The following is a 21,361-nucleotide window of genomic DNA, read 5'->3' on the forward strand; positions in this document are numbered from 1 at the left end:
TCGTGTTGGCCCCCCCCCGCGCCGGCCCGGGGGGCCGCCCCGCGGCCCGGGGGCCGGCGGGCGGGGCGGGGGCGGGGCGGGCCCCCCGCCCCCCCGCCCCCCCCCGGCGCTGCCTTCCCGCTCCTGCTACGGGTTTACGGGTTGACGTTGATCGTGAAGGTCGACGTCGTGTTCTTGATGTTCTGGAAGTTGTTGCTCATCTGGAGGTTGTTGAACGTGGCCGAGCCGACCGCCGGGCCCTGGCCGGGCTCGGGCATCTCGTTGGCCCAGATGGCCCAGCCGGACTTGGCGTCGAAGGCGTCGCCGCTCTTCTTGGCGCCCGTGATCGAGACGTTCGTGAACACGGTGTCCTTGACCGGGAACTGCGGCTGGCCCCCGACGTAGTTCGTCTGGAACATGATGCCGCCGTAGGTCGGGTCCACGATGTCCACGTTGCTGACGCGGATGCCCTGGAAGACCTTGGAGGCGGAGAAGACCCAGATCGCCGGGAAGACCTGCTGTCCCCAGAAGTGACCACCGGCGCGGACGATCGAGATGTTCTCGAACCGGGTGGGCGGGCTGGCGCCGAAGCCGTTCATCGGGTAACCGAAGTCCAGCGAGCTGATCGTGATGCCGGAGTAGACCAGCGTGTCGGCGATGTAGATGTTCCTGAAGACGTTGTCGTACCCGCCGTAGACCGCGACGCCGGCGGCCCGCCAGGTCAGGATGGACGTCAGGTTCTCGTAGACGTTGCCCTTCATGTCGGCGCCGCCGGCGTCGATGGCCGAGAAGAGCGCGAAGCTGTCGTCACCGGTGGCGCGGGCCTCGTTGTTGCTGACGAGGTTGTCGGTGCTGCCGTTGGTCATGTTGATGCCGTCGGCGAACATGTTGCGGATGCGGGAGTTCTTGATCGTCACGCGGTCGGTGTTGGCGCCCCAGTAGAGGCAGACCATGTGCTCGTTCCAGATGTTGTCGATCACCACGTCCGCGACGTTGGCGAAGTCGAACACCTTGCCCGGGCCGTCGATGCGCGAGGTGTAGTTGCCGAAGTAGGCGAAGTTGGCGAAGGACGAGCCGTTCGCGGTCCCCTCGGCGCGGAACCCGATGTCGGTGTTGTCCTGGTTCGACGGCGCACGGAACTGGGTGTACCAGGGGCCGGCGCCGACCACCTTGACCGCCTTGCCGTAGACCTGGAACTTGCTCGCCGTCTGGTAGGTGCCCGGCGGCAGGTAGACGCCGACGAGGGTGCCGGTGTTGTCCATCCGCACCTTGTCGAGCGCGTTCTGCACATCCTGGTGGGTGAATCCGGCCGGAACCGTGTATTTGGCGGGGTCGGGGTTGGCGATCGGCGACACCTGTTCGGTGTTGATGAAGTCGATCGCGTACGTCGTGGTGTTGGCGGGGTCCTTCTGCAGCTTGATCTTGCTGCCGGCCGGGACGGTGGTCCCGAGCATCATGCTGGCCTCGTCGTAGATGTGACGCGGCGTGCCGGCACCCGGCGAGTTGCCCGGGCTCGCCTCAGCGCCGTACAGCCAGGCGTACTTGGACGTCAGGTTGATGGCCTTGAGGAAGGTGCCGTCGACGTAGACGTTGAGCGTCGAGTCGATGCCGCCGCCGCCCGCCGAGTCGGGGATGGAGAAGCGGGTGACGAGGGTGTTGGTGCTGGCCTTGGTGGTGAACTCGACGTAGCTGCCCGTCGTGTTCAGCGTCACCGCCCTGCGGCCGGACGCCTCACCCGCCAGGGTGCCGATGTCGCGGCTCGGGCCGACCACGGCCGCCCCGCCGCCGACGACGGCGTCCTCGGCCTCGTACATGTCGTACGGCATGTTGGCGCCGCGGCCGACGAAGAACGGCTGGGTGACGGTGTTGTTGGCCCGCTTGACCGGCAGTTCGTTGGCGTCGTCGGCGAGGACCGTCTTGACGGTGAACTTACCGTTGGCCGCCGTCCAGGTGCCCAGGTTCACCGGGCCGGTGGTGGCGCCCGCGGCGATCACACCGGTGTGCGAGCCGGTCAGCGTGCGGACCACGGTCCCCGCCTCGTTGGCGACGGTCAGCGTGATGCCGTGGGCGCCACCCGCGGAGGCCACGGTGCCCTGGTTCTTGATCGTCACGGAGAAGGTGACGACGTTGCCGTTCGCCGGGTTGCTCGGGGTCCAGCTGGTCGTCGCGACCAGGTCGGAGGTGTCGACGGGCCTGACCACGAGCGGGGAGGCGCTGGAGAAGTCGTTGTTCGACTCGTTCTGCTCGATGACGCTGTTGGCCTCGTCGACCTTGGCGCTCAGCGGGTAACTGCCGGCGTCACGGGCGCCGATGCCGGCCGAGACGGTGGCGGAGGCCCCCGCGGCCAGCGCGGCGACCGGGGCGGTGCCGACCTTGGTGGTGCCCAGGTAGAAGTTGACGTCCGTCGCGCCGGCGGCCGCGTTGCCGTTGTTCTTGACCGTGGCCGACAGCGTGATCGCGTCGGTCTCGATCGGGGAGGCGGGGGACGCCGTCAGGCCGGTGATCGTCAGGTCCGGGTTCGGCGCCGGGGTGCCGATGACCTGGAACTCGGCGACCTGACCGGCGGGGGCGCCGGTGTTGGAAGTGATCCTGAGCTGGACGTCGGCGTAGGAGCCGCTGACCGGGATCGTCACCGTGTTGCCGGAGGCGGGGTTGAAGGTGTAGTTCGCCGCCGCCGCCAGGCTGGTGAAGGAGGTCGAGCTCTGCTCACGCCCGAGAACCTGGATGTTCTGGGTACGCGTCGCCCAGACGTTGTCGGGGTTCAGCTTCAGCACGACCGAGTTGAGGGTGGCGTTCGCGCCCAGGCTGACGGTCAGCGTGTTGGGGTAGCTGCCGCCGTTGCCCTCCCAGTAGGTCGCCGTGTTGTTGTCGTTGGCGTTGGCGGCCACGAAGGTGAAGACCGAGGAGGAGGCGGTGATCGCCTTGCCGAGAGCCAGGTTGGAGCCCGGTGGCGTGCTGCCCGTGCGGGTGACGGTGTTGCTGTTGCCGGACTGGTTGCCCGCGGCGTCCTTGGCCTTGACGTAGTAGGACACCGTCGCGGTGGCCGGCTGGGTGTCGGTGTAGGTCAGCACGTTGCCCGCCACGCTGGCGCGCAGGACGTTGTTGGCGTAGATGTCGTACCCGGTCACGCCCACGTTGTCGGACGAGGCGTTCCAGGTCAGCCTGATCTGGCCGGAGCCGGGCTCGGTGTAGGCCAGGTTCGACGGCGTGGTCGGCGGCGACGTGTCACCGCCGGAGCCGGTGGGGCCGTACACCTCGAACTCGGAGACCTGGCCGGCCGGCCAGCCCGTGTTGGCGGTGATGTTCAGCCGGAGGTAGCGGGCGGTGGTCGCGGCGAAGTTGATCGTCACCGTGTTGCCGGTCGCCGGATTGAAGGTGTAGCCGGCGGAGCCGACGATGGTGGCGGTGGGCGAGGCAGTCGTGCCCGCCAGCACCGACAGGGTCTGCGTCCTGGTGGCCCAGGCCGCCGCCGGGGGCAGCTTCAGGACGATCTGGTCCACGTTGGTGACGGCTCCGAGGTCCACCTGGAGCCACTGCGGGAAGGTGTTGTTGCTGCTCTCCCAGTAGGTGTTGGCATCACCGTCGGTGACATTGGCCGCGCCGTAGGGGGCGGTGGTGCTGCTTGACGAGGCCGCCTTGCCCACCGCGAGGTTGGGGCCGGCCGCCGCGGCGGGTGAGACCGCCCCGGCCAGGACGAGCAGACTGGTCGCGGCCATCGCCGCCACCAGTTTTAACGCCCGATACTGCTTTCTCATCGCGTTCCTCTATCTCTCGGCTGGAACGACAGGGTCGGGTGGGAGGCCGGGGCCTCCGCCGTGCAGCGCGAGACGCGCGCGGGCGCCTCGCTCACGAGACGCGGACTCGGAGTCGTGACATCCGGCGGGCGGGCCGACCGGTGTGACCTGCGATGGGGTCGGTCCGCGAAACTCGTCTCGTTCGTCGCTGGGGGGTGCTGGTCGCCGGGTGCGCCCATGCGACGCCGAGAACGACGTCACCTGGGAGCTCTTCCGGAGGAATACGACGGATGTGTGGCGCGGCACATCACTACCGGAAGTTGCGGAGAAGAGAGAAAATTTAACAGGACTTTGCAATATTCTTGCATTGCGTTGGCCAAAGGTTACATACGTGCTACGACCGCGTCAACGGGTCGAGAAGGACGGCTTGCTTCGCCTTGCAGCCCCGAGTGCGATCCCTTGCCCCGGGCCCGCAGGTCCCCTCAAGCCGGCGCGAGGCAACGTCCACGGGCCTCGGCACGGGGAGGAGCCGGCGCCGCGAAACCGGCACGGCGAAACCGGGCGGCGAGCTTGGCGTGGAAGACACATCCGGCAGGCGCGGCAGGGAAGGCGGAGCCGCCCCCAGGACCGGATTCCGATGCGTGGATGCCGGACGTGGCCCGCCCTGCCGGAAACCCGTCTCATCCGGCGAGCGGAGCCGGGAACTCGCCCGGGACGCCCGGCCGTCCGGAAGATCGCGGAACAACGGAAGAGCCCGGCGGTTGATGTCAACCGCCGGGCTCCGACCTGCGTCTTGCTAGTGTGGGCGATACTGGGATCGAACCAGTGACCTCTTCGGTGTGAACGAAGCGCTCTCCCGCTGAGCTAATCGCCCGCCCTGTCCGGCCCCTCGCGGTGCCGACGTGGAAAACCATACAGCAATCCGGGAGTGCCCGCGAAGCGGTGTCCGCCACTAAATTTGATCTTGAGAGATGACGCACTCGGGAGGCAAAGCTCTGAGGATGCATCCGACGGGGGGCTACGGTGTCATAGCATCATCCTGATCCACAGAAGCACCGAACGACCCGGGCTCGACCCGAATCACCCGAGACGCCCCGCCAGGGAGTCGACGGTGACCAAAACGAGACGCAAAACCCTTGCAAATACGGCCCTGTTGGTGATGTTTAGCCCGGTAGATGCCCAAATGTCGCGCTGTGATGTGCGTTACAGAAGGGCGTAGAGGCGGAATCTTTCCTACAGGTTTCTTTGTTCCGCGTGATGGCTCATGCGGAGCGAAGCCCGCTTGAAAGCAGTGAAAGCCCCGAAGAGGGGACCGACGACGAAAAGGTTTGGCTGACGATGAACAGCGCCACCGTCTCTGCCGAGCTAGGCCTTCGGCTTGTGGTCCCCGACCGTACCACCGTCCCCCTGCTTGCCGGACTCAGCTACACGGCCGATGATCCTTACGCGATCAGAATGGCCTTCCACGTGGGGAACGACGAGCCGGTCGAGTGGATCTTCGCCCGCGAGTTGCTGACCGTCGGCATCGTGCGGCGGGTGGGCGACGGCGACGTGCAGGTGTGGCCGGCGCGTGCCGACGGCGAGCGCACGCTGCACATCAGCCTCACCTCGCCGTTCGGACAGGCGCTGTTCGAGGTGCCGCTGACTCCGCTCACGGAGTTCCTGCACCGGACGTACGAGCTGGTGCCCGCGGGTCGCGAGACCGACTTCATGGATCTGGACGCCGAGCTCAGCAACATGCTCTGGAGCTCCTGACCCGGCTCTCACCGCGCCCCTCGACGGGACCGCAGGCCTACGCCGCGGGCTTGAGCAGGCGCCGCATCCGGGCGATCTCGATGCCCTGGCCCGAGACGACGTCCTTGGCGACGGCCAGCATGGCCCGGTCGGCGCCCTCGCGGAGCTGGAGCCCGGCCATCGTGACCGCCGCCTCGTGGTGGGCGATCATGAGGGTCAGGAAGAGCGTGTCGAAGGCCGTTCCCCTGGCCCCCCTGAGCCGGTTCATCTCCTCCAGCGTGACAGCGTGCTCGTCATGCCCCTCGTGCCCCTGCGGCGCCCGGCCGATCGCCTCCAGCCATGACGTCATGGCCGCGATCTCCGGCCGCTGCGCCGCGGTGATCCGCTCGGCGAGTTTCCGCAGGACCGGCGAGGACGACCTGGCCGGGACCAGCTCCGCCATCTCCAGTGCCTGCCGGTGATGCGGGATCATGCCCTCGGCGAACCTCACGTCGGCCGCCGTGACCCTGGCCTCGGACTCCCCGAGATTCTCGCCCGGCCGCGCTGTACGGCCCGCCTCGCCGGGGCCGCCCGGGATTATCACCGGCGCACCGGTCTCCGCGACGAGCGGTGCCGATCCTCGCTGTGCCGCCTCTGTGCATCCGCCAAGGACCACTGTCGCCATGATCACCGCGATAACCTGACTCGGCATACGAATCCTCCGCATAGCTTCAATAATGGGGCAAGTGGACCGACGTAATGGGGGCACCGTGCGATCGACCATGGCGTTCGGCCTGGCCGCGCTACTTCTTGTGGCCGGATGCGGGGCGGATCCAACGCCCCAGGCCCCACCACCCGCGGCCGCCTCGGAGAAGAGCACGAGCGCCACTGAGAAACCGGTGGAATCCCCCTCCCCCGGGATCTCCGGGGACGGCACCCACAGCGACAACGTCACGCACCTGGCCAACGTGCCGCTCGGCGCCCCGCTCGACGGGCCCCAGGCCTGGGGCACCGACCTGGCCTTCCAGGGCGACTACGCGTTCGTCGGCAACTTCGACGGCTTCAGCGTCTTCGACATCTCCGATCCCTCCCACCCCTCGGTGGTCAGCCGGGTGCTCTGCCCCGGCGAGCAGAACGACGTCTCGGTGAGCGGGAACCTGCTGTTCCTGTCGATCGACTCCGCCCGGGTCGGCCCGAAGTGCGACGCCCAGCGCGGCGAGCCGGAGTCGGACGGCTGGGAGGGCATCCGGATCTTCGACATCGCGGACAAGTCCCATCCCAGGTTCGTCTCGGCGGTCCGCACCGACTGCGGCTCGCACACCCACACCCTCGTCCCCGGCAGCGACGCGGGCCGCGTCTACCTCTACATCTCCTCCCCGGGCCCCGAGCCGCAGTCGACGACCTGCCCGGCGCCGCACAACAAGATCTCCGTGGTCGAGGTACCCGTCGAGGCCCCCGAGACCGCCAAGGTGATCTCGCAACCGGTGCTCTCCGACAAGCCCGGCGAGGGCGGCCTCGGCGGCTGCCACGACATCACGGCCTACCCCGAGAAGAACCTGGCCGCCGCGGCCTGCTTCGGCGACGGAGTCCTGCTGGACATCACCGACCGGGCCAACCCCAAGGTGCTCCAGCACGTGAGCGACCGGGAGAACTTCGCCATCTGGCACTCGGCGACGTTCAACAACGACGCCACCAAGATCGTCTTCGGGGACGAGCTGGGCGGCGGCGTGAGCGCGACCTGCGACTCCGGCACCCCGAAGACCAAGGGCGCCAGCGCCGTGTACGACCTCGGCAAGGACCGCAGGCTCACGCTCCGCGGCTACTTCAAGATCCCGAGGGAACAGACGTCCGACGAGAACTGCGTCGCGCACAACGGGTCGCTGCTACCCGTGCCGGGAAAGGACATCATGGTCCAGGCGTGGTACCAGGGCGGGGTGTCCGTCTGGGACTTCACCGACTCGGCCAGCCCCCGGGAGATCGGCTTCTTCGAGCGGGGCCCGGTTTCGGGAGTCGGCGGCTCGTGGTCGGCGTACTACTACAACGGCCACATCTACTCCAGTGACATCACCAGGGGCCTGGACGTGCTCCGCATCGACGACCCGCTGACCGACCCGGCGGCCAAGGTCAGGCTCAAGGAGCTGAACGCGCAGACCCAGGTGTCCTACTAGCCGACCGGCCTTCCGGCGGGGGGTGTGCCCTCGCCGGAACCGGAGACCCGGAACCTCAGGGGTCGAGGTCGGCGGCGGAGCGCTCGGCGAAGACCTGCATGGCCTTGGCGGTGATCGGGCCGGGCGCGGCGGGCAGCACGGTCTGGTCGACCGCGCGGATCGGCTGGATGTCACGGGTGGTGGAGGTCAGGAACGCCTCTTCCGCCTCGTACAGGGCCGAGAGCGGGACGTCCTCCTCGGCTCCCCCGCACCACTCCAGCGCGAGCGCGCGGGTGACCCCGGCCAGGCAGCCCGAGGCGAGCGTGGGGGTGACCAGCCGGCCGTCACGCACGATGAAGACGTTGCTGCCGGTGCCCTCGCAGAGGTCTCCCGCGGTGTTCTCGAAGATCGCCTCGCCGCCGCCGGCGGCCTTGGCGTAGAACAGCGCCCTGGCGTTGTCGCCGTAGGAGGTGCTCTTCACCCCGGCGAGCGCACCGCGCTCGTTGCGCGGCCAGGGCACGACCGTGACGTCGGCGGTGGCCGGGAACGGCTTCTGCTCGTCGACGATCACCACGGTCGTGCAGCCCGCCTCGCCCCGGTCCGAGCCGAGCGGCCCCGGGCCGCTGGTGTAGGTGACCCGGACGCGGCCGAGCCGCCACGGCGGAGCCTCGGCCAGGCAGGCACGGATCCCGTCGGCGATCGCGTCGGTGTCGGGGTCGGGCAGTTCCATGCGCCGCGCCGAGAGCGTGAGCCGGTCAAGGTGGCGGGTGAGCGCGAACGTGGTGCCGTTCACGCACTTGATGGTCTCGAACACCCCGTCCCCGACCATCAAACCATGATCGAAAACTGAAACGGTGGCCTGATCCGGAGAGACGAGTGCCCCGTTGAGCCATATAGGTACCTTCATGCGACTCCTTCTGAACCTTATGTTGATGCCAGAGCGACGAGCCGGGAGGCCTTCAACTCGGTCTCGTCCCATTCACGGCGCGGGTCGCTCCCCCAGGTTATGCCCGCGCCCGTGCCGAAACGGATCTCGCCGGACGACAGCCAGAACGTGCGGATCCCCACGGCCAGCGACGCCCGACGCCGGCCGGCGTCGACCCAGCCCACGGTCCCACAGTACGGCCCGCGCGGCTCGGGTTCGAGCTCATCGATGATACGCAGGGCGGAAGATTTCGGGGCCCCCGTCACCGACCCCGGCGGGAAGGTCGCGCCGAACAGCTCGGGCCACCCGCACCCCGGCGCGAGCCGCGCCCTGACCGTGGAGACCAGGTGCACGAGACCGGGATGCTCCTCCACCTCACACAGGGCGGGCACGCTCACCGAGCCGACCTCGGCGACCCTGCCCAGGTCGTTGCGGACGAGATCGACGATCATCACGTTCTCCGCGTAGTCCTTCTCCTGCAGGTCCTCCTCGGTGACTCCGGTCCCCTTGATCGGTCTGGACTCGACCACGTCGCCGTCCCTGGACAGGTAGAGCTCGGGAGAGGCCGACACGACGCTCAGTCCCGGCAGGCTCACCGTCGCGGCGTAGGGGGCGGGGTTGCCCTTCGCCAGCCGTACGGCCAGTGCCAGCGGGTCCGGTTCCTCTCCCGCGGGTAGCGGCGCGTTCAGCACCCGGCACAGATTGGCCTGGTAGACCTCGCCACGCTCGATGTACGAGCGGATGCGCCGCACACCGTCCTCGTACGCGGCCCGGTCCAGGGAGCTGCGCCACGACGACGGGTGCGGCCCGCGCCAGGGACCGCGCGGCACGGGCAGCGGGGCCTGACGGACGTCGTCGAACCTGGCACACGTCACCTTGCCCTCGTAGTCGACCACGACGGCCCACCATCCCTCGCCGTCCAAGGCGGTCAGGTCGGTGGTGATGTCTCGGAGCCCCGTGGCCAGATATCCGGTGACATGCGCAAAAGAGTCATGCACTTCCCTATTGTCTCGCCTGTACGGCCAGCAGGCGCACCAGGGTGCGGGCCGCGGGCAGCGGGACGGGCGGCAGGGCCGCGTAAACGGTCCTGCGGGGGGCGAGCTCGCCGAGGGAGCGGAGCACCAGATCGGGCGGTACGGCGTGCGCGGCGATGGCGGGCACCAGCGTGATGCCGAGCCCGGCCGCGACGAACCCGAACTTGCCCGTCCACTCGCTGATCCTGACCGAGGCGCGGGGGGTGAACCCGGCCCTGGCACAGGCCGCGGCGAGGGCGGTGGCCCGGCCCGGCGGAGGCGCCTCGATCCAGGTCTCCTCCCGCAGCTCGCGCAGGTCGACGACCTCCTCCCCGGCCAGCCGATGGTCACGGCGGAGCGCGACGAACAGCTCGTCGTCGGCCAGCTCGACCATCTCCACCTCCTCCTCGCGGGGCAGCTCGGAGGGGTAGTCACTGACCACCGCGACGTCCAGGCCGCCTTCTCGCATGCGGCGCAGCAGGCTCCGGCTGGGCCCCTCGATCGGGACGAGTTCGACCTCGGGGAACTCCTCGCGGAACTCGCGCAGGGCACCCGGCACGAGCACGACGTTGGCGGTGGCGAACGCGCCCACCCGCAGCCGCCCCCGGTAGCCGCCGTGGATGCCGGCCAGCTCCTCCTCCGCCCTGGTCAGCCGGTTCAGCACGACCTGGGCGTGGTGGTGCAGCGCCTCACCGGCGGGCGTCAGCCGCACACCCCGCGGCAGCCGCTCGAACAACGGGCCGCCCGCGCGGTGTTCGAGCGCGGCGATGCGCCGGGAGACCGCCGACTGGGTGTAGCTGAGCCTGGCGGCCGCCGCGGTGAAAGAACCGGTGCGGGCCACGGTGTCCAGCAGGCGGAGCCCTTCGATGTCGAACACATTCCTCCTCTGCATGGCTTACATGCAATCTAGTCGCTGGTGGAATGCCTCGCCGGTTCCCTACCGTGAGGCGCATGATTTCCTTTCTTGGTCTGGGGCGCATGGGCACCCCGATGGCCCGGCGGCTCGTGGCGGCCGGGTACGAGGTGACGGTGTGGAACCGCACCCCCCGCGCGATCGAGGGAGCCACCGTGGCGACCTCGCCGGCGAGGGCCGTGGCGGGCGCGGAACTGGTGATCACGATGCTCGGTGACCCGGCGGCGGTGCGGCGGGTGCTCTCGGACGCGGCGCCGGGGCTGCGGACGGGCAGCGTGGTCGCGGAAATGTCCACGATCGGGCCCGAGGCGGTGGCCGGGCTCCGCGACCTGCTTCCCCGCGGGGTGGGGCTGGTCGACGCACCGGTCCTGGGCAGCGTGGGACCCGCCGGGGACGGCACGCTGACGGTGCTGGCCGGCGGGCTCCCCGAGGACCTGGCCCGCTGCCGGAAGGCGCTGGAGGTGTTCGGCCTGGTACGCGAGGTCGGCGGCCCGGGTGCGGGCGCGGCGATGAAGCTGGCCGTGATGAGCGCGCTGGTGCCCGCCCAGGTGCTGCTCGCCGAGACCGTCGCCTGCGCGGAGGCGACCGGGGTGGACATCGGGACGCTGCTGGACGTGCTCGGCGGCACACCGCTGGGAGCGCTCACCGAACGGGTCCGCCCGGCCGTCGAGAACGGCCCGGACGAGACGCGCTACGCCCTCGGCCTGGCCGCCAAGGACATGGCACTGGCCGCGCACGGGACCCGGACCCTCGCCGCCGCGGCCGGGAAGCGGCTGGCCGGCGCGACGGCGGCCGGGCTGGGCGACGCGGACCTGACGGCGATCTTCGCGCACCTCACCGTGACCGGCCCCGCGGGGGCGGCCCGGGACACGGAGCGGAGCGACCAGCGGGGCCGTACAGGCGTGGAGAGGATAAACCCGGCCACGGTCCCCGCCACCAACGGGCGCTACTCGCACGCCACCAGGGCGGGGAACCTGCTGTTCGTTTCCGGGCAGGTGGCCCTGGACGGGGAGGGGAAGGTGGTCGGCGAGGGGGACATGACGCGCCAGTCCGAGTACGTGATGGACCAGCTGTCACGCGTCCTCGCCGATCAGGGCTGCACGTTCGACGACGTGACCCACATCCGGACCTTTCTCATCGACATGTCGCTGCTGCCGGAGTACGGGGCCGTGCGCGGGCGCCACATCACCGGCGCGCCCCCGGCCAGCACGACGGTGGAGGTGTCGCGGCTGTTCTCGCCGGGGCTGCTCATCGAGGTGGAGGTGATCGCCGCCGTCCCGGCGGGACGGTATTAGGCCAGGGGGCCGGTGACCGTCTCGGCGGCGGCGACGACCGCGTTGCCCGCGACGAGCCCGACCACCGCCTCGATCTCCGGTGCGAGGAAGCGGTCGGGTCCCGGGCCGGGGACGGCCTGGCGCAGGGCGGCCACCACGGCTCCGGTCGCCGGGGCGGGACGCAGCGGGGCGCGCAGGTCCAGGGCCCGCGCGGCGGTGAGGATCTCCACCGCGAGCACCCGGGTGAGGCCGTCCACCGAGCGGCGCAGCTTGCGCGCGGCCGACCAGCCCATGGAGACGTGGTCCTCCTGCATGGCGGAGCTCGGGATCGAGTCGACGCTCGCGGGCACGGCCAGGCGCTTGAGCTCGGAGACCACCGCCGCCTGGGTGTACTGGGCGATCATGTGACCGGAGTCGACACCGGGATCGTCGGCGAGGAAGGCCGGTAGGCCGTGGCTGCGTGCCACGTCCAGCATGCGGTCGGTGCGGCGTTCGGAGATGCTCGCCATGTCCGCGACCGCGATGGCGAGGAAGTCGAGCACGTAGCCGACGGGGGCGCCGTGGAAGTTGCCGTTGGACTCCACCCGGCCGTCGGCCAGGACCACCGGGTTGTCGATCGCCGAGGCGAGCTCCCGTCCGGCGACCGAGGCGGCGTGCGCCAGGGTGTCACGGGCGGCGCCGGCGACCTGCGGGGCGCACCGCAGGGAGTAGGCGTCCTGGACGCGGGTGCAGGTGCCGTCCCGGTGGGAGTCCATGATCTGCGAGTCCGCGAGCAGCGCCCTGAGGTTGGCGGCGCTGGCCGCCTGCCCGGGGTGCGGGCGCAGGGCCTGCAGGTCGGCGGCGAAGACGCGGTCGGTGCCCAGCAGCGCCTCCACGCTCATGGCCGCGCCGATGTCGGCGGTCCTGAACAGGCGGGCGAGGTCGTCCATGGCCAGGATGAGCATGCCGAGCATGCCGTCGGTGCCGTTGATGAGCGCGAGCCCCTCCTTGGCCACCAGTTCGACGGGCTCGATGCCCGCCTGCTTGAGCGCCTCCGCGGCGTCGGCCCGCTCTCCGGCGGCGTCCCGGACGACGCCCTCACCCATGATCGTGAGGGCCACGTGGGAGAGCGGCGCGAGGTCGCCGGAGCAGCCGAGGCTGCCGTACTCGTGCACGACGGGGGTGATCCGCGCGTTGAGCAGGCTCTCCAGCACCTTGGCCGTCTTCGGGCGTACGCCGGTGTGGCCGGTGGCCAGGGTGTGCAGGCGCAGCAACATCATCGCGCGGGTCACCTCGACCTCGACCTCGGGGCCGGACCCGGCGGCGTGCGAGCGGACGAGGGATCGCTGCAGCTGTGCGCGGAGCGCCGGGTCGATGTGCCGGGTGGCCAGGGCGCCGAACCCGGTCGAGACGCCGTAGGCGGGGGTGGGGCTCTCGGCCAGCTCGTCCACGCGCGTGCGGGCCGCGGCCATGGCCGCCACGGCGTCGTCGGTGAGGCGCACGGGGGCACCGTGCCTGGCGACCTCGACGACCTGCTCGAAGCTCAGCGGCTCCGGTCCGACGTTCACGACCTCGTTGTCGCGCATGCTGTCACTCTCTCGCGTAGGTTGAACTTGGTAACTGGTGAACCCATTACTGGCTCCTTACATCTCACGATACCGGTACCGCTCGGTTTGGGGAGTGGCCGGGTATTCGCTAGAGTTCTCGCAGTGAGTCCGGGCAGGCCCCGGAGGCACGCGGAAGTGGCTCAGTGGTAGAGCATCACCTTGCCAAGGTGAGGGTCGCGGGTTCGAATCCCGTCTTCCGCTCGGAAGGGACTCCGGTCCCCCACTCGGTGGAGTGGCCGAGAGGCGAGGCAACGGCCTGCAAAGCCGTGTACACGGGTTCAAATCCCGTCTCCACCTCTGGTTCGCAGCGAGGACGATTAGCTCAGCGGGAGAGCGCTTCCCTGACACGGAAGAGGTCACAGGTTCAATCCCTGTATCGTCCACCACCGCTCATGGCAGCCATGGGCAGATCACCGCAGACGGCCGTCAAGGTCCCGGCTCAGGGGCCCTGGCGGCCTTCCGGCTTCTCTGGGTGATGTCGGTTGTTCCGGATCTCCAGCTGGCCTCACCCTGATGTAGGGCGCGGATGGAATGTCCCCACACAGACTAAATGTCGGTGCACCGTGGCATGCTCCCCGGGTATGACGGACTTCGCCGACCTCGCCCGAGCCCATCTGCCCGCTGACACCGCCGACCGGCTGCTCGCGCTGTTACGTCCGGCAATCCAGCTATCGATCGCTCAGGATGACCAGCCGATGGTCGGGCGGCTGGGCGGGGCCGCGGACCTGCCGGAAGGCGTGTCCTGGCCGGTCGGTCCGAGTTCGCATCCGCTGTCGCTCGTCGCCACCCTCGACTGCGCGCGACTGGCCGCGTATGAGGTCGACATCGAGCTGCCCAGGGATGGCACACTGCTGTTCTTTGTCGAGTCCGAGGGTGACGGCGATGCCGTGATCTACGTGCCTGTCGGGACGCCTACGCTTCAGCGGTCCGAGGGCTGGGTTTACCCGGAGGAGCCGCTTACCGCGCGAACCGTGCTCACCTGGCCGGACAATGTTCAGCCGGAGCTCGCCGAAGCATTTGGCGGAGGCTCGGCGGTGTTTCCTGCGATCTGGAACCATGTGTCGGCCGGACGGGAGTTCATGGAAGTGGTCGGCGAGTATGAGCTCCGCCACCATGGCTCACGGCACCAGGTCGGCGGCCATGCCATGGTCCTGCAGTCACCGTTCGAGGCCGTTGCCGCCGAACGTCAGGGCGCAGGCTGGTATGACGAAGAGTCGTTCTATGCCGAGGCCCGTCAGTGGGTGCTGCTCCTTCAGCTGGACGAGACAGAGCACATGGGCTGGGGCGACGGGGCGCACATCGTCTGGGGCATACGCCGGGACCACCTCGCCACCCGCGACTTCTCCAGGGCCGTCTTCGACGTCCAGGGCCATTGACGTTCCGCCCACGCCCGGCATCCCCCCGAGTAACCGATCATCGAAAGTGAGCCAGAGCCGAGAAACATGACCATTGAAATGGTCACGTGACCGGTAAGTGGTCGAATCGGCCGGTGCGCCGGCACGTGGCCCGGAGTAGTGTTCCGATCACTGTGCGTCAGAGCGCCGGGGGCGGTGCGCGCCGCGATCGGTGACCGGCCGGGAGCGCCGCGGCCTCGGCACCGTGACCACCCCGACGTGACCACCCCGAGGTGAGGAGAGATCGCGATGGCCGACGACGACCCCGTCCTCGTCACCGGTGCCGGCGGAGGTGTCGGGGGCGTCGGGCGCACCGTGGTGGGGCTGCTGCGCGCACGCGGCCTGCCCGTACGGGCGATGGCGCATCGCGACGACGAGCGCGCGGACGCACTGCGCGCCCTCGGCGCGCAGGTGGTGATCGGTGACCTCACCAGCCCCACGGACGTGGCGGACGCCCTCGACGGCAGTTCCCGGATGTTCTTCGGTATGAGCGTGTCGCCGTCGTACCTGGAGGCCGCCGCCACCGTCGCGACGGTGGCCCGCGCGGTGGGCGCCCTTGAGGTCCTGGTCGGCATCTCGCAGCTGACCGTGTCGCAGATGAACGCGTTGAGCACCGCGGAGTCCCACCAGCAGCGGCTGCACTGGCTGTCGGAGCAGGTGCTCGACTGGTCGGGACTCCCGGTCGTGCACGTCCGGCCCACCGTCTTCCTGGAGAACCCGATGTTCACGACGCTGGCCGAGCGTTCCATCGCCGACAGCGGGACCATTCGGCTTCCCTTCGGGACCGGCCGCACGTCGCCCGTCGCGGCCGGCGACGTCGCGGCCGTGGTCGCCACGATCCTGCGGGACCCCCGGCCTCACGTCGGGCACGTCTACGAGCTGACGGGCCCCAGGTCGCAGGGGATGGACGGGATCGCCGAGGAATACTCCCTGGCCCTGGGAAGGGAGATCCGCTACGTGGACGTCCCGCTCGACGCCTGGGTCGAGCGGGACCTCGCGCCCGCGGGACTCCCGGCGCACACCGAGGAGCACATCGTCACCATGGCGCGCCTGCACCGCCAGAACCGCTACGACCGGATGACCGGGGACGTCGAATCGATCACGGGAAGGCCCGCGACGACGGTGCGGGAGTTCGTCGCGGAAAGGGCCGCTCTCTTCACCCGTCGCCCGCGGTGAGCGGTCACTCGGCGCCGCCGTCCGCCGTCGAGGCGTCCACGCGCACCGGCCGGAGCAGGAGCACGGTCAGCAGCGCCGTCAGCGCCATGCAGGCGGCCCCGAGGAGGGCGGCCAGGTGCATGCCGTCGGTGAAGGCCGAGCGGGCGACGTCGAGCAGGGCCGCTCCCGCCTCTCCCGGTATCCGCGCGGCCACCTCGACGGCACCGCCCAGGGTCTCGCGCGCCGCCTCGGCGTACTCGGGGGGCAGCGCGGGACCCGCCGCGGTGAGCCTCTCGCCGTAGACGGCCAGGCCGATGCTGCCCAGGATCGCGACGCCGAGCGCACCGCCCAGCTCGGTGGCGGCCTCCATGATCGCGGACGCCGAGCCCGCGCGCTCCGGCGGGGCGACAGCGACGATCATGTCGGAGGCCGTCGCCTGCACCGCTCCGATCCCCGTCCCCAGCAGGAGCAGGCCGCCGATGAGGGGCCATCGCTCGGAGTTCACCTCGATCCCGCTCATCACCAGGAAGCCTCCGGCGACGAGCGCCATGCCGCCGCCCATGATGTGTCCCGGGCGTACCCGCTGCGCGATCACGGCGGCCAGCATCGAGCCGGCGAGGGCGGTTCCGGCCGCGGGCAGGGTCAGCAGCCCCGCGACGAACGGCCGTAGCCCGAGCACCATCTGCAGGTACTGCGCGACGAAGTAGAACAGCCCCACCAGGGCGAAGACCGCGAGCGTGCTCGCGATCAGGGACACGGTGAAGCCCCGGCCGGCGAACAGCCTCAGGTCGAGCATCGGGGTGGGCAGCGTCCGCTGCCTGTGCAGAAAGGCGACGCAGAACAGCGACCCGGCGACGACACCGAGCAGCGCCTGGAGGCCGAGGCCGTCGACGGCGAACTGCTTGATCCCGTAGACCGTCGGCAGCACGGCCGCCAGTGAGAGCGCGGCACTGAGCAGGTCGAACCTCCAGGGGCGCGGATCACGGTACTCGGGGAGCACGATCGGCCCCAGCACCAGCAGCAGGACCATGACCGGCACGTTGATCAGGAACACCGACCCCCACCAGAGGTGCTCCAGCAGCCGGCCTCCCACGATCGGCCCCAGCACGCTGCCCCCGGCGAAGCCGGCGGCCCATACCGCGACGGCCATCCGGCGCTGCCGCGGATCGCGGAACATGTCCCGGATCAGCGCGAGGGTGGGCGGCATCAGGCTCGCCGCCGCGGCGCCCTGCAGGGCGCGGGCCGCGATGAGCGACTCGGCGCTGGGGGCGTACGCGGCGATGACCGACGTGACACCGAACGCGGCGGCTCCGATCAGCAGCAGCTTCCGGCGGCCGATCCTGTCCCCCAGGGCACCCATCGTGATCAGCAGACCGGCCAGCAGGAAGGCGTAGATGTCGACGATCCACAGCAGCTGGGAGCCGGTCGGCATGAGGTCCGCGCTCAGGAAGGGCAGCGCGAAGTAGAGCACCGTCACGGTCACCGAGACGAGCAGGACGGGCAGGACGAGCACCGCGAGTCCGAGCCATTCCCTCCGCCCTGCCGTGGCCACCGTTCGCACCATTGCCGAAACCTCCTCGGATACCCTGTACGCAAAATATGCGTATACATCGTACGCAAAATTTTTGGACGCATGCAAGGGTTGATATCCAGGCCAATACGGCACGCATTAACGTGCAGAAATACCTTCAAAAACAAGGAGGTTCAGCCAGGTGACGGCGTATCTCACTCGCCATAACGTCACACCGCCGCCTTTCATTACGTCACAAAAAACGCGTGTTAGAATTTCGTCACACCAGTGGGCGTGCCGGAATTGGACGAGGACGCATGTTGACGTGTGCGCAATGTGAAAAGCCGTTGGACGCCGCGCCTCGGGGTCGACGCCCGCGGTACTGCTCCCGTGCCTGTCAGGCACGGGCCTACCGGATCCGCGCCGCCGGACGAGCCGCGCGCCTCACCGAGCCCGCGCCGCGGACCGTTCTCCCCACGCCCCCGCCGAGCACCGGCGATCCGACGGAACGGCACGAGCCCCCAGCCGGCTTGAGCACCGAGCGAATCGTGCGCACCGCGGTCCGGATCGCCGACGCCGAGGGGCTGGACGCGCTGTCGATGCGCCGCGTCGCGACCGAGTTGGGCACCGGCGCGATGTCGCTGTACCGCTACGTGCCGGGCAAGGACGCGCTCGTCGAGTTGATGGTCGAGGCCGTCTTCGGCGAGGACCCGCATCCGGGCTCCGGTCCCGGTGGCTGGCGCACCGGACTGGAGGCCGCGGCGAGGCGGGAGTGGCGCATGTACTCCAGGCACCCCTGGGTGCTGCGGGTCATCGCCACCCCCCGGCCGCCGATCGGGCCGAACGTGCTGACCGACGTCGAGTGGGCGATGCGCGCCATGGACGGCCTCGGCCTCGACCCGACGACAACGCACTGGGTGGCCATGACGGTGAGCGCCCAGGTGCAGGGCGCGGCCCTGCTGCTGGTGAACGAAGTGGAGGCCGAGCGTCGCACCGGGGTCACGGCCGGGCAGTGGCGTGTGTCGAGGACGCCGGCGCTCCTGGAGATCCTGGAGTCCGGGCGGTTCCCGATACTGTCCAGACTCCACGCGGAGCGGGGGGACGTGATCGACATCGACGAGTGGTTCGAGTTCGGCCTGCGGCGTCTCCTCGACGGTCTCGCCGTCCTGGTGGAAGGCCGGGAGAAAGGGACGGCGTAGGACGCGGAGCCGGATTCGGCCCGCGGTCCGGCACGGTAAGGACCGTCGCGTGGCGGTGCGGTGCCCCGGGCGGTGAGACCCCGCGGTCGACGGACTTGTTCACCCGGTCTTGGCCGTGCATTGGCGGCCGGGAGACACCGAAGACGCGTAGCATCGGCGTTCTGTGGCATTCATTCGTTTCCTGCTCGGACTCACGGACACGGAGGATCATGAACGGCCCCCTCATCCCCGCCGCCCGCGCGGCGGCCGACCAGACCGGGCCGGGCGAGATCCCCGCGTCGCGGCGCTCCTTCCTGCCGGAGACGGTGGAGACGCCGTGACGAGCCTGCTGCGCAATCCCGTGAAGAACTACGACTGGGGCTCGCGCACGGCCATCGCCACGCTGGCCGGGCGCCCCTCCCCCGCGGAGCGGCCCGAGGCGGAGATGTGGTTCGGCACCCACCCGTCCGGCTCCTCGTCGGTGCTGCGGCGGGGGACGTGGCGCTCCCTCGCCGAGACGGTGGCCGCCGACCCGGTGGCCGAGCTCGGGGAGAGGACCGTTGAGCAGTTCGGCTCGCGGTTGCCGTACCTGCTGAAGCTGATCGCCGTGGACCTGCCGCTGTCACTGCAGGTTCATCCGTCGCGACGGCAGGCGGAGGAGGGCTACGCCAGGGGCGTCTACGTCGACCCGTTCCCCAAGCCCGAGCTGATCTGCGCGCTGACCCCGTTCACCGCGCTGGCCGGGTTCCGTCCGCCCGCAGAGGCCGCGGCGCTCATCGGCGGGCTGGGCATCCCGGAACTGGAGCCCGTCGTGGCGCCGCTGGCCGCCGGGGACGCCTCCGCCGCGCTCCGCGCGCTGGTGGAGTGGCCGAAGGAGGGCCGGGAGGACCTTGTGGCCGCGATCGCGCGGGCCGCGTCGGCCGCGGGCGGCCCCGACGACGAACTGGTGGTACGCCTGACCGGCATCCACCCGGAAGACCCGGCCTGCCTCGCCCCGCTCTTCCTGCGCCGCCACGAGCTGCGGCCCGGCGAGGCGCTGTTCCTGGGCGCGGGAGTCCTGCACTGCTACCTGAGCGGTTTCGGTGTGGAGATCATGGGCAGCTCCGACAACGTGCTCCGCGCGGGGCTGACCAGCAAGCCGATGGACGTCGACGAGCTGCTGCGCGTCACCGACCCCTCGATCTCGCCCCTGCCGGTCGAGCCGGTCGGCAACCTCTACCGCACGCCCGCCCCGGAGTTCCGCCTCGGCACGGCCGTTCCGGGCTCCGGGCTCACCCTGGAGGGCGGAGTACCGCGCATCCTGGTGTGCACCGAGGGCGAGGTCGAGGCCGGCGGGCAGGTGCTACGGCCGGGCGAGTCCGCCTTCGTCCCCGCCGCCGGACCGGTCCGCCTGCGCGGTTCCGGGACGATCTTCTGGGCCGAACCGGGCCTCGACTGACCCGCCCACCGTCTCGGCCGCCGTAGGCCGGGGCCGGGGAAGCACGGCGCACGCCATCGTCCCCGCCCCGGCGCCCCGGCCGCGTGACGACGGGCAGTCCCGTACCCGGGCAGGCCGGGGCCGGTCACTCCGGGCCGCGGTCGTCGAGCCGCGCGTCCTGCCGGCCCTGGCCGAGCTCGTCGGCCCGCAGCGCGAGGAGGACGTCGGGGCGCAGCAGCCGGGAGGGGGCGTCCAGGTCCAGCAGCCGGAGGATGCGGCGCAGGCGGTAGCTGACGGTGTTCTCATGGATCGACAGGTGCTGCGCGGTCAGCCGTACCGACAGGCCGCAGGTGAGGTAGGTCCGCAGGGTCTCGATGAGCACCGGGCTGGGTCTCAGCGGGGTCAGCACCGTGTCCACCAGGCGGCCGGCGTCGAGGGGGTTGCCGATGAGAAGCACCTCGGGGATGACCCGCTCGAAGTGGACGACCACGCGGTCGGCCCCCATCCGCAGCCCGGCCTCCAGGGCGGCCAGCGCCTCCCGGCACGACCCGCCCGCCTCCCCGAGCCTGGGCCGCGGCTCACCGAGGCCCAGGACGAGGCCCGGCGGGATGCCCGGCCGGCGGGCGGCGCGGGTCAGCGCCTCGTCGAGGCCGGGCGCGTCGGCGAGCAGAAGCAGCGTGGTGGCTCCCTTGCTCCCGGCGAGGATCCGGCTGCGCAGCCGGGGGCGCAGCGAGTCGAGCACCGCCTTCTGCGCCCTGGCGAGCGCGAGCGGGCTGGTCACGTCGGCCATGCCGATCGCGGCGGCGCGATGCGGCACCTGGGCGGGCACTCCGACGAGCCGGGCGCGTTCCTCGACGTCGGCGGGGTCGAGCGGCTCCCCGCCGGCGAGCCGGGACACCAGGTCGGTGGCGATCTGGTCGAGATGGGCGGCGGCCTCGCTGCGGGTCTGGCGGTAGGCGTCGGTCGAGGCGTCGATCATGGAATCGGTCAGCGCGGCCAGCCGCTGCACGAGCCCGGCGAGGTCGTGGCCCTGGACCGACGGCCCGGCCGCGGCGGCGAGCCGCTCCAGTAGCGCCCGCTCGGCGGTGTGCCAGGAGGCGACCAGGCTCTCGATCGGCACGCCCTGGATGGCCCGCCGCTGGCCGAGCAGCGCCGCGGACAGCAGTTCGGCCTCGGTGAGGGCCCGCCGCTCGGCCACCGCCGAGAGCACGGCGGTGAGGTTGGGCGCGACCACCTCGGTGAGGTCCTCGACCTCCATCCGCGCCTGGTCGTATCCGGGCAGGCGCTCCCAGACGGTGCCGACCAGGGTGGCCGCGATCTCCTCGACCTGCGCGAGGAGGCCGCGGGCCTTTTGTGTCATGTCCACAAAAGCGATCTCCCCATCTTCCGGCAGAGCCACGTAGTTGGGCATACGCCCCTTAAT

15 protein-coding genes and 4 tRNA genes are annotated in these 21,361 nt (G+C 70.4%); 10 read left to right on the forward strand and 9 right to left on the reverse strand.

Annotated features, from left to right (window positions below):
* Positions 1-134: 134 nt before the first annotated feature.
* The gene (locus tag ABT130_RS27605) at positions 135-3,734 is read right to left on the reverse strand and encodes a discoidin domain-containing protein (protein ID WP_350960013.1); all 3,600 of its coding nucleotides are present in this window, start codon (positions 3,732-3,734) and stop codon (positions 135-137) included.
* Positions 3,735-4,515: 781 nt separating this feature from the next.
* Positions 4,516-4,587, reverse strand: a tRNA-Val gene (locus ABT130_RS27610).
* A 464-nt stretch (positions 4,588-5,051) separates the two neighbouring features.
* Between ABT130_RS27610 and ABT130_RS27615 the strand changes: the two genes are divergently transcribed.
* The gene (locus ABT130_RS27615; protein WP_350927231.1) at positions 5,052-5,468 is read left to right on the forward strand and encodes an SsgA family sporulation/cell division regulator; all 417 of its coding nucleotides are present in this window, start codon (positions 5,052-5,054) and stop codon (positions 5,466-5,468) included.
* 37 nt (positions 5,469-5,505) lie between these two features.
* Here the strand turns inward: ABT130_RS27615 and ABT130_RS27620 are convergent, their stop codons facing one another.
* Complete coding sequence (locus ABT130_RS27620; RefSeq protein ID WP_350960016.1) at positions 5,506-6,138, reverse strand: DUF305 domain-containing protein; 633 nt, start codon at positions 6,136-6,138, stop codon at positions 5,506-5,508.
* A 58-nt stretch (positions 6,139-6,196) separates the two neighbouring features.
* Here ABT130_RS27620 and ABT130_RS27625 point away from each other — a divergent pair, with 58 nt between their 5' ends.
* Positions 6,197-7,594, forward strand: a complete 1,398-nt coding sequence (locus tag ABT130_RS27625) for an LVIVD repeat-containing protein (protein ID WP_350960019.1) — start codon at positions 6,197-6,199, stop codon at positions 7,592-7,594.
* 55 nt (positions 7,595-7,649) lie between these two features.
* Here ABT130_RS27625 and ABT130_RS27630 read toward each other — a convergent pair whose 3' ends face one another.
* The 3 genes from ABT130_RS27630 to ABT130_RS27640 are packed head-to-tail and all read right to left on the reverse strand — an operon-like array spanning position 7,650 to position 10,388.
* Positions 7,650-8,480 (reverse strand): aminotransferase class IV, encoded by an 831-nt coding sequence (locus tag ABT130_RS27630; protein ID WP_350960021.1) that lies wholly within the window; start codon positions 8,478-8,480, stop codon positions 7,650-7,652.
* A 17-nt stretch (positions 8,481-8,497) separates the two neighbouring features.
* Positions 8,498-9,496: a chorismate-binding protein gene (locus ABT130_RS27635; RefSeq protein WP_350960024.1), complete on the reverse strand. Its 999-nt coding sequence runs from the start codon at positions 9,494-9,496 to the stop codon at positions 8,498-8,500.
* Between the two features lie 4 nt (positions 9,497-9,500).
* Entirely contained in the window at positions 9,501-10,388 is an 888-nt protein-coding gene (locus ABT130_RS27640; RefSeq protein WP_350927221.1) for a LysR family transcriptional regulator, read from the reverse strand.
* A gap of 74 nt (positions 10,389-10,462) precedes the next feature.
* Between ABT130_RS27640 and ABT130_RS27645 the strand changes: the two genes are divergently transcribed.
* On the forward strand, positions 10,463-11,719 hold the full coding sequence (locus tag ABT130_RS27645; protein WP_350960027.1) for an NAD(P)-binding domain-containing protein: 1,257 nt from the start codon (positions 10,463-10,465) through the stop codon (positions 11,717-11,719).
* Here the strand turns inward: ABT130_RS27645 and hutH are convergent.
* The gene (hutH, locus tag ABT130_RS27650) at positions 11,716-13,263 is read right to left on the reverse strand and encodes a histidine ammonia-lyase (RefSeq protein ID WP_350927217.1); all 1,548 of its coding nucleotides are present in this window, start codon (positions 13,261-13,263) and stop codon (positions 11,716-11,718) included. The two genes, ABT130_RS27645 and hutH, sit on opposite strands and share 4 nt — an antisense overlap.
* Positions 13,264-13,413: 150 nt before the next feature.
* Between hutH and ABT130_RS27655 the strand changes: the two genes are divergently transcribed.
* From ABT130_RS27655 to ABT130_RS27675, 5 genes are all read left to right on the forward strand, one after another.
* Positions 13,414-13,485 (forward strand) — tRNA-Gly (locus tag ABT130_RS27655).
* Positions 13,486-13,510: 25 nt separating this feature from the next.
* Positions 13,511-13,581: transfer RNA gene (locus ABT130_RS27660), tRNA-Cys, on the forward strand.
* Between the two features lie 14 nt (positions 13,582-13,595).
* A tRNA-Val gene (locus tag ABT130_RS27665) sits at positions 13,596-13,670 on the forward strand.
* Between the two features lie 195 nt (positions 13,671-13,865).
* Entirely contained in the window at positions 13,866-14,660 is a 795-nt protein-coding gene (locus ABT130_RS27670) for a YwqG family protein (RefSeq protein WP_350960030.1), read from the forward strand.
* A gap of 267 nt (positions 14,661-14,927) precedes the next feature.
* Complete coding sequence (locus tag ABT130_RS27675) at positions 14,928-15,854, forward strand: NAD(P)H-binding protein (protein WP_350927215.1); 927 nt, start codon at positions 14,928-14,930, stop codon at positions 15,852-15,854.
* Between the two features lie 4 nt (positions 15,855-15,858).
* Here ABT130_RS27675 and ABT130_RS27680 read toward each other — a convergent pair whose 3' ends face one another.
* A complete protein-coding gene (locus tag ABT130_RS27680; protein ID WP_350960033.1) occupies positions 15,859-17,397 on the reverse strand; it encodes an MFS transporter in 1,539 nt (512 codons plus the stop codon).
* Between the two features lie 476 nt (positions 17,398-17,873).
* Between ABT130_RS27680 and ABT130_RS27685 the strand changes: the two genes are divergently transcribed.
* Positions 17,874-18,542 (forward strand): TetR/AcrR family transcriptional regulator, encoded by a 669-nt coding sequence (locus ABT130_RS27685; RefSeq protein WP_350927211.1) that lies wholly within the window; start codon positions 17,874-17,876, stop codon positions 18,540-18,542.
* A 316-nt stretch (positions 18,543-18,858) separates the two neighbouring features.
* The gene (gene manA, locus ABT130_RS27690) at positions 18,859-19,959 is read left to right on the forward strand and encodes a mannose-6-phosphate isomerase, class I (protein WP_350960035.1); all 1,101 of its coding nucleotides are present in this window, start codon (positions 18,859-18,861) and stop codon (positions 19,957-19,959) included.
* Between the two features lie 124 nt (positions 19,960-20,083).
* On the opposite strand, the gene ABT130_RS27695 is transcribed toward manA, so the two are convergent.
* Entirely contained in the window at positions 20,084-21,298 is a 1,215-nt protein-coding gene (locus ABT130_RS27695; protein WP_350960037.1) for a PucR family transcriptional regulator, read from the reverse strand.
* Between the last annotated feature and the right edge of the window lie 63 nt (positions 21,299-21,361).

This window comes from Streptosporangium sp. NPDC001681, from assembly GCF_040298085.1.
In the GTDB taxonomy this organism is placed as follows: domain Bacteria; phylum Actinomycetota; class Actinomycetes; order Streptosporangiales; family Streptosporangiaceae; genus Streptosporangium.

Excerpts from the sequence above, each read along its gene's own strand:
- ABT130_RS27620 (WP_350960016.1), bottom strand. The coding sequence starts at position 6,138 with ATGCCGAGTCAGGTTATCGCGGTGATCATGGCGACAGTGGTCCTTGGC.
- ABT130_RS27645 (WP_350960027.1), top strand. The coding sequence starts at position 10,463 with ATGATTTCCTTTCTTGGTCTGGGGCGCATGGGCACCCCGATGGCCCGG.
- ABT130_RS27675 (WP_350927215.1), top strand. The coding sequence starts at position 14,928 with ATGGCCGACGACGACCCCGTCCTCGTCACCGGTGCCGGCGGAGGTGTC.
- ABT130_RS27615 (WP_350927231.1), top strand. The coding sequence starts at position 5,052 with ATGAACAGCGCCACCGTCTCTGCCGAGCTAGGCCTTCGGCTTGTGGTC.
- ABT130_RS27630 (WP_350960021.1), bottom strand. The coding sequence starts at position 8,480 with ATGAAGGTACCTATATGGCTCAACGGGGCACTCGTCTCTCCGGATCAG.
- ABT130_RS27670 (WP_350960030.1), top strand. The coding sequence starts at position 13,866 with ATGACGGACTTCGCCGACCTCGCCCGAGCCCATCTGCCCGCTGACACC.
- hutH (WP_350927217.1), bottom strand. The coding sequence starts at position 13,263 with ATGCGCGACAACGAGGTCGTGAACGTCGGACCGGAGCCGCTGAGCTTC.
- ABT130_RS27695 (WP_350960037.1), bottom strand. The coding sequence starts at position 21,298 with ATGACACAAAAGGCCCGCGGCCTCCTCGCGCAGGTCGAGGAGATCGCG.
- ABT130_RS27605 (WP_350960013.1), bottom strand. The coding sequence starts at position 3,734 with ATGAGAAAGCAGTATCGGGCGTTAAAACTGGTGGCGGCGATGGCCGCG.
- ABT130_RS27680 (WP_350960033.1), bottom strand. The coding sequence starts at position 17,397 with ATGGTGCGAACGGTGGCCACGGCAGGGCGGAGGGAATGGCTCGGACTC.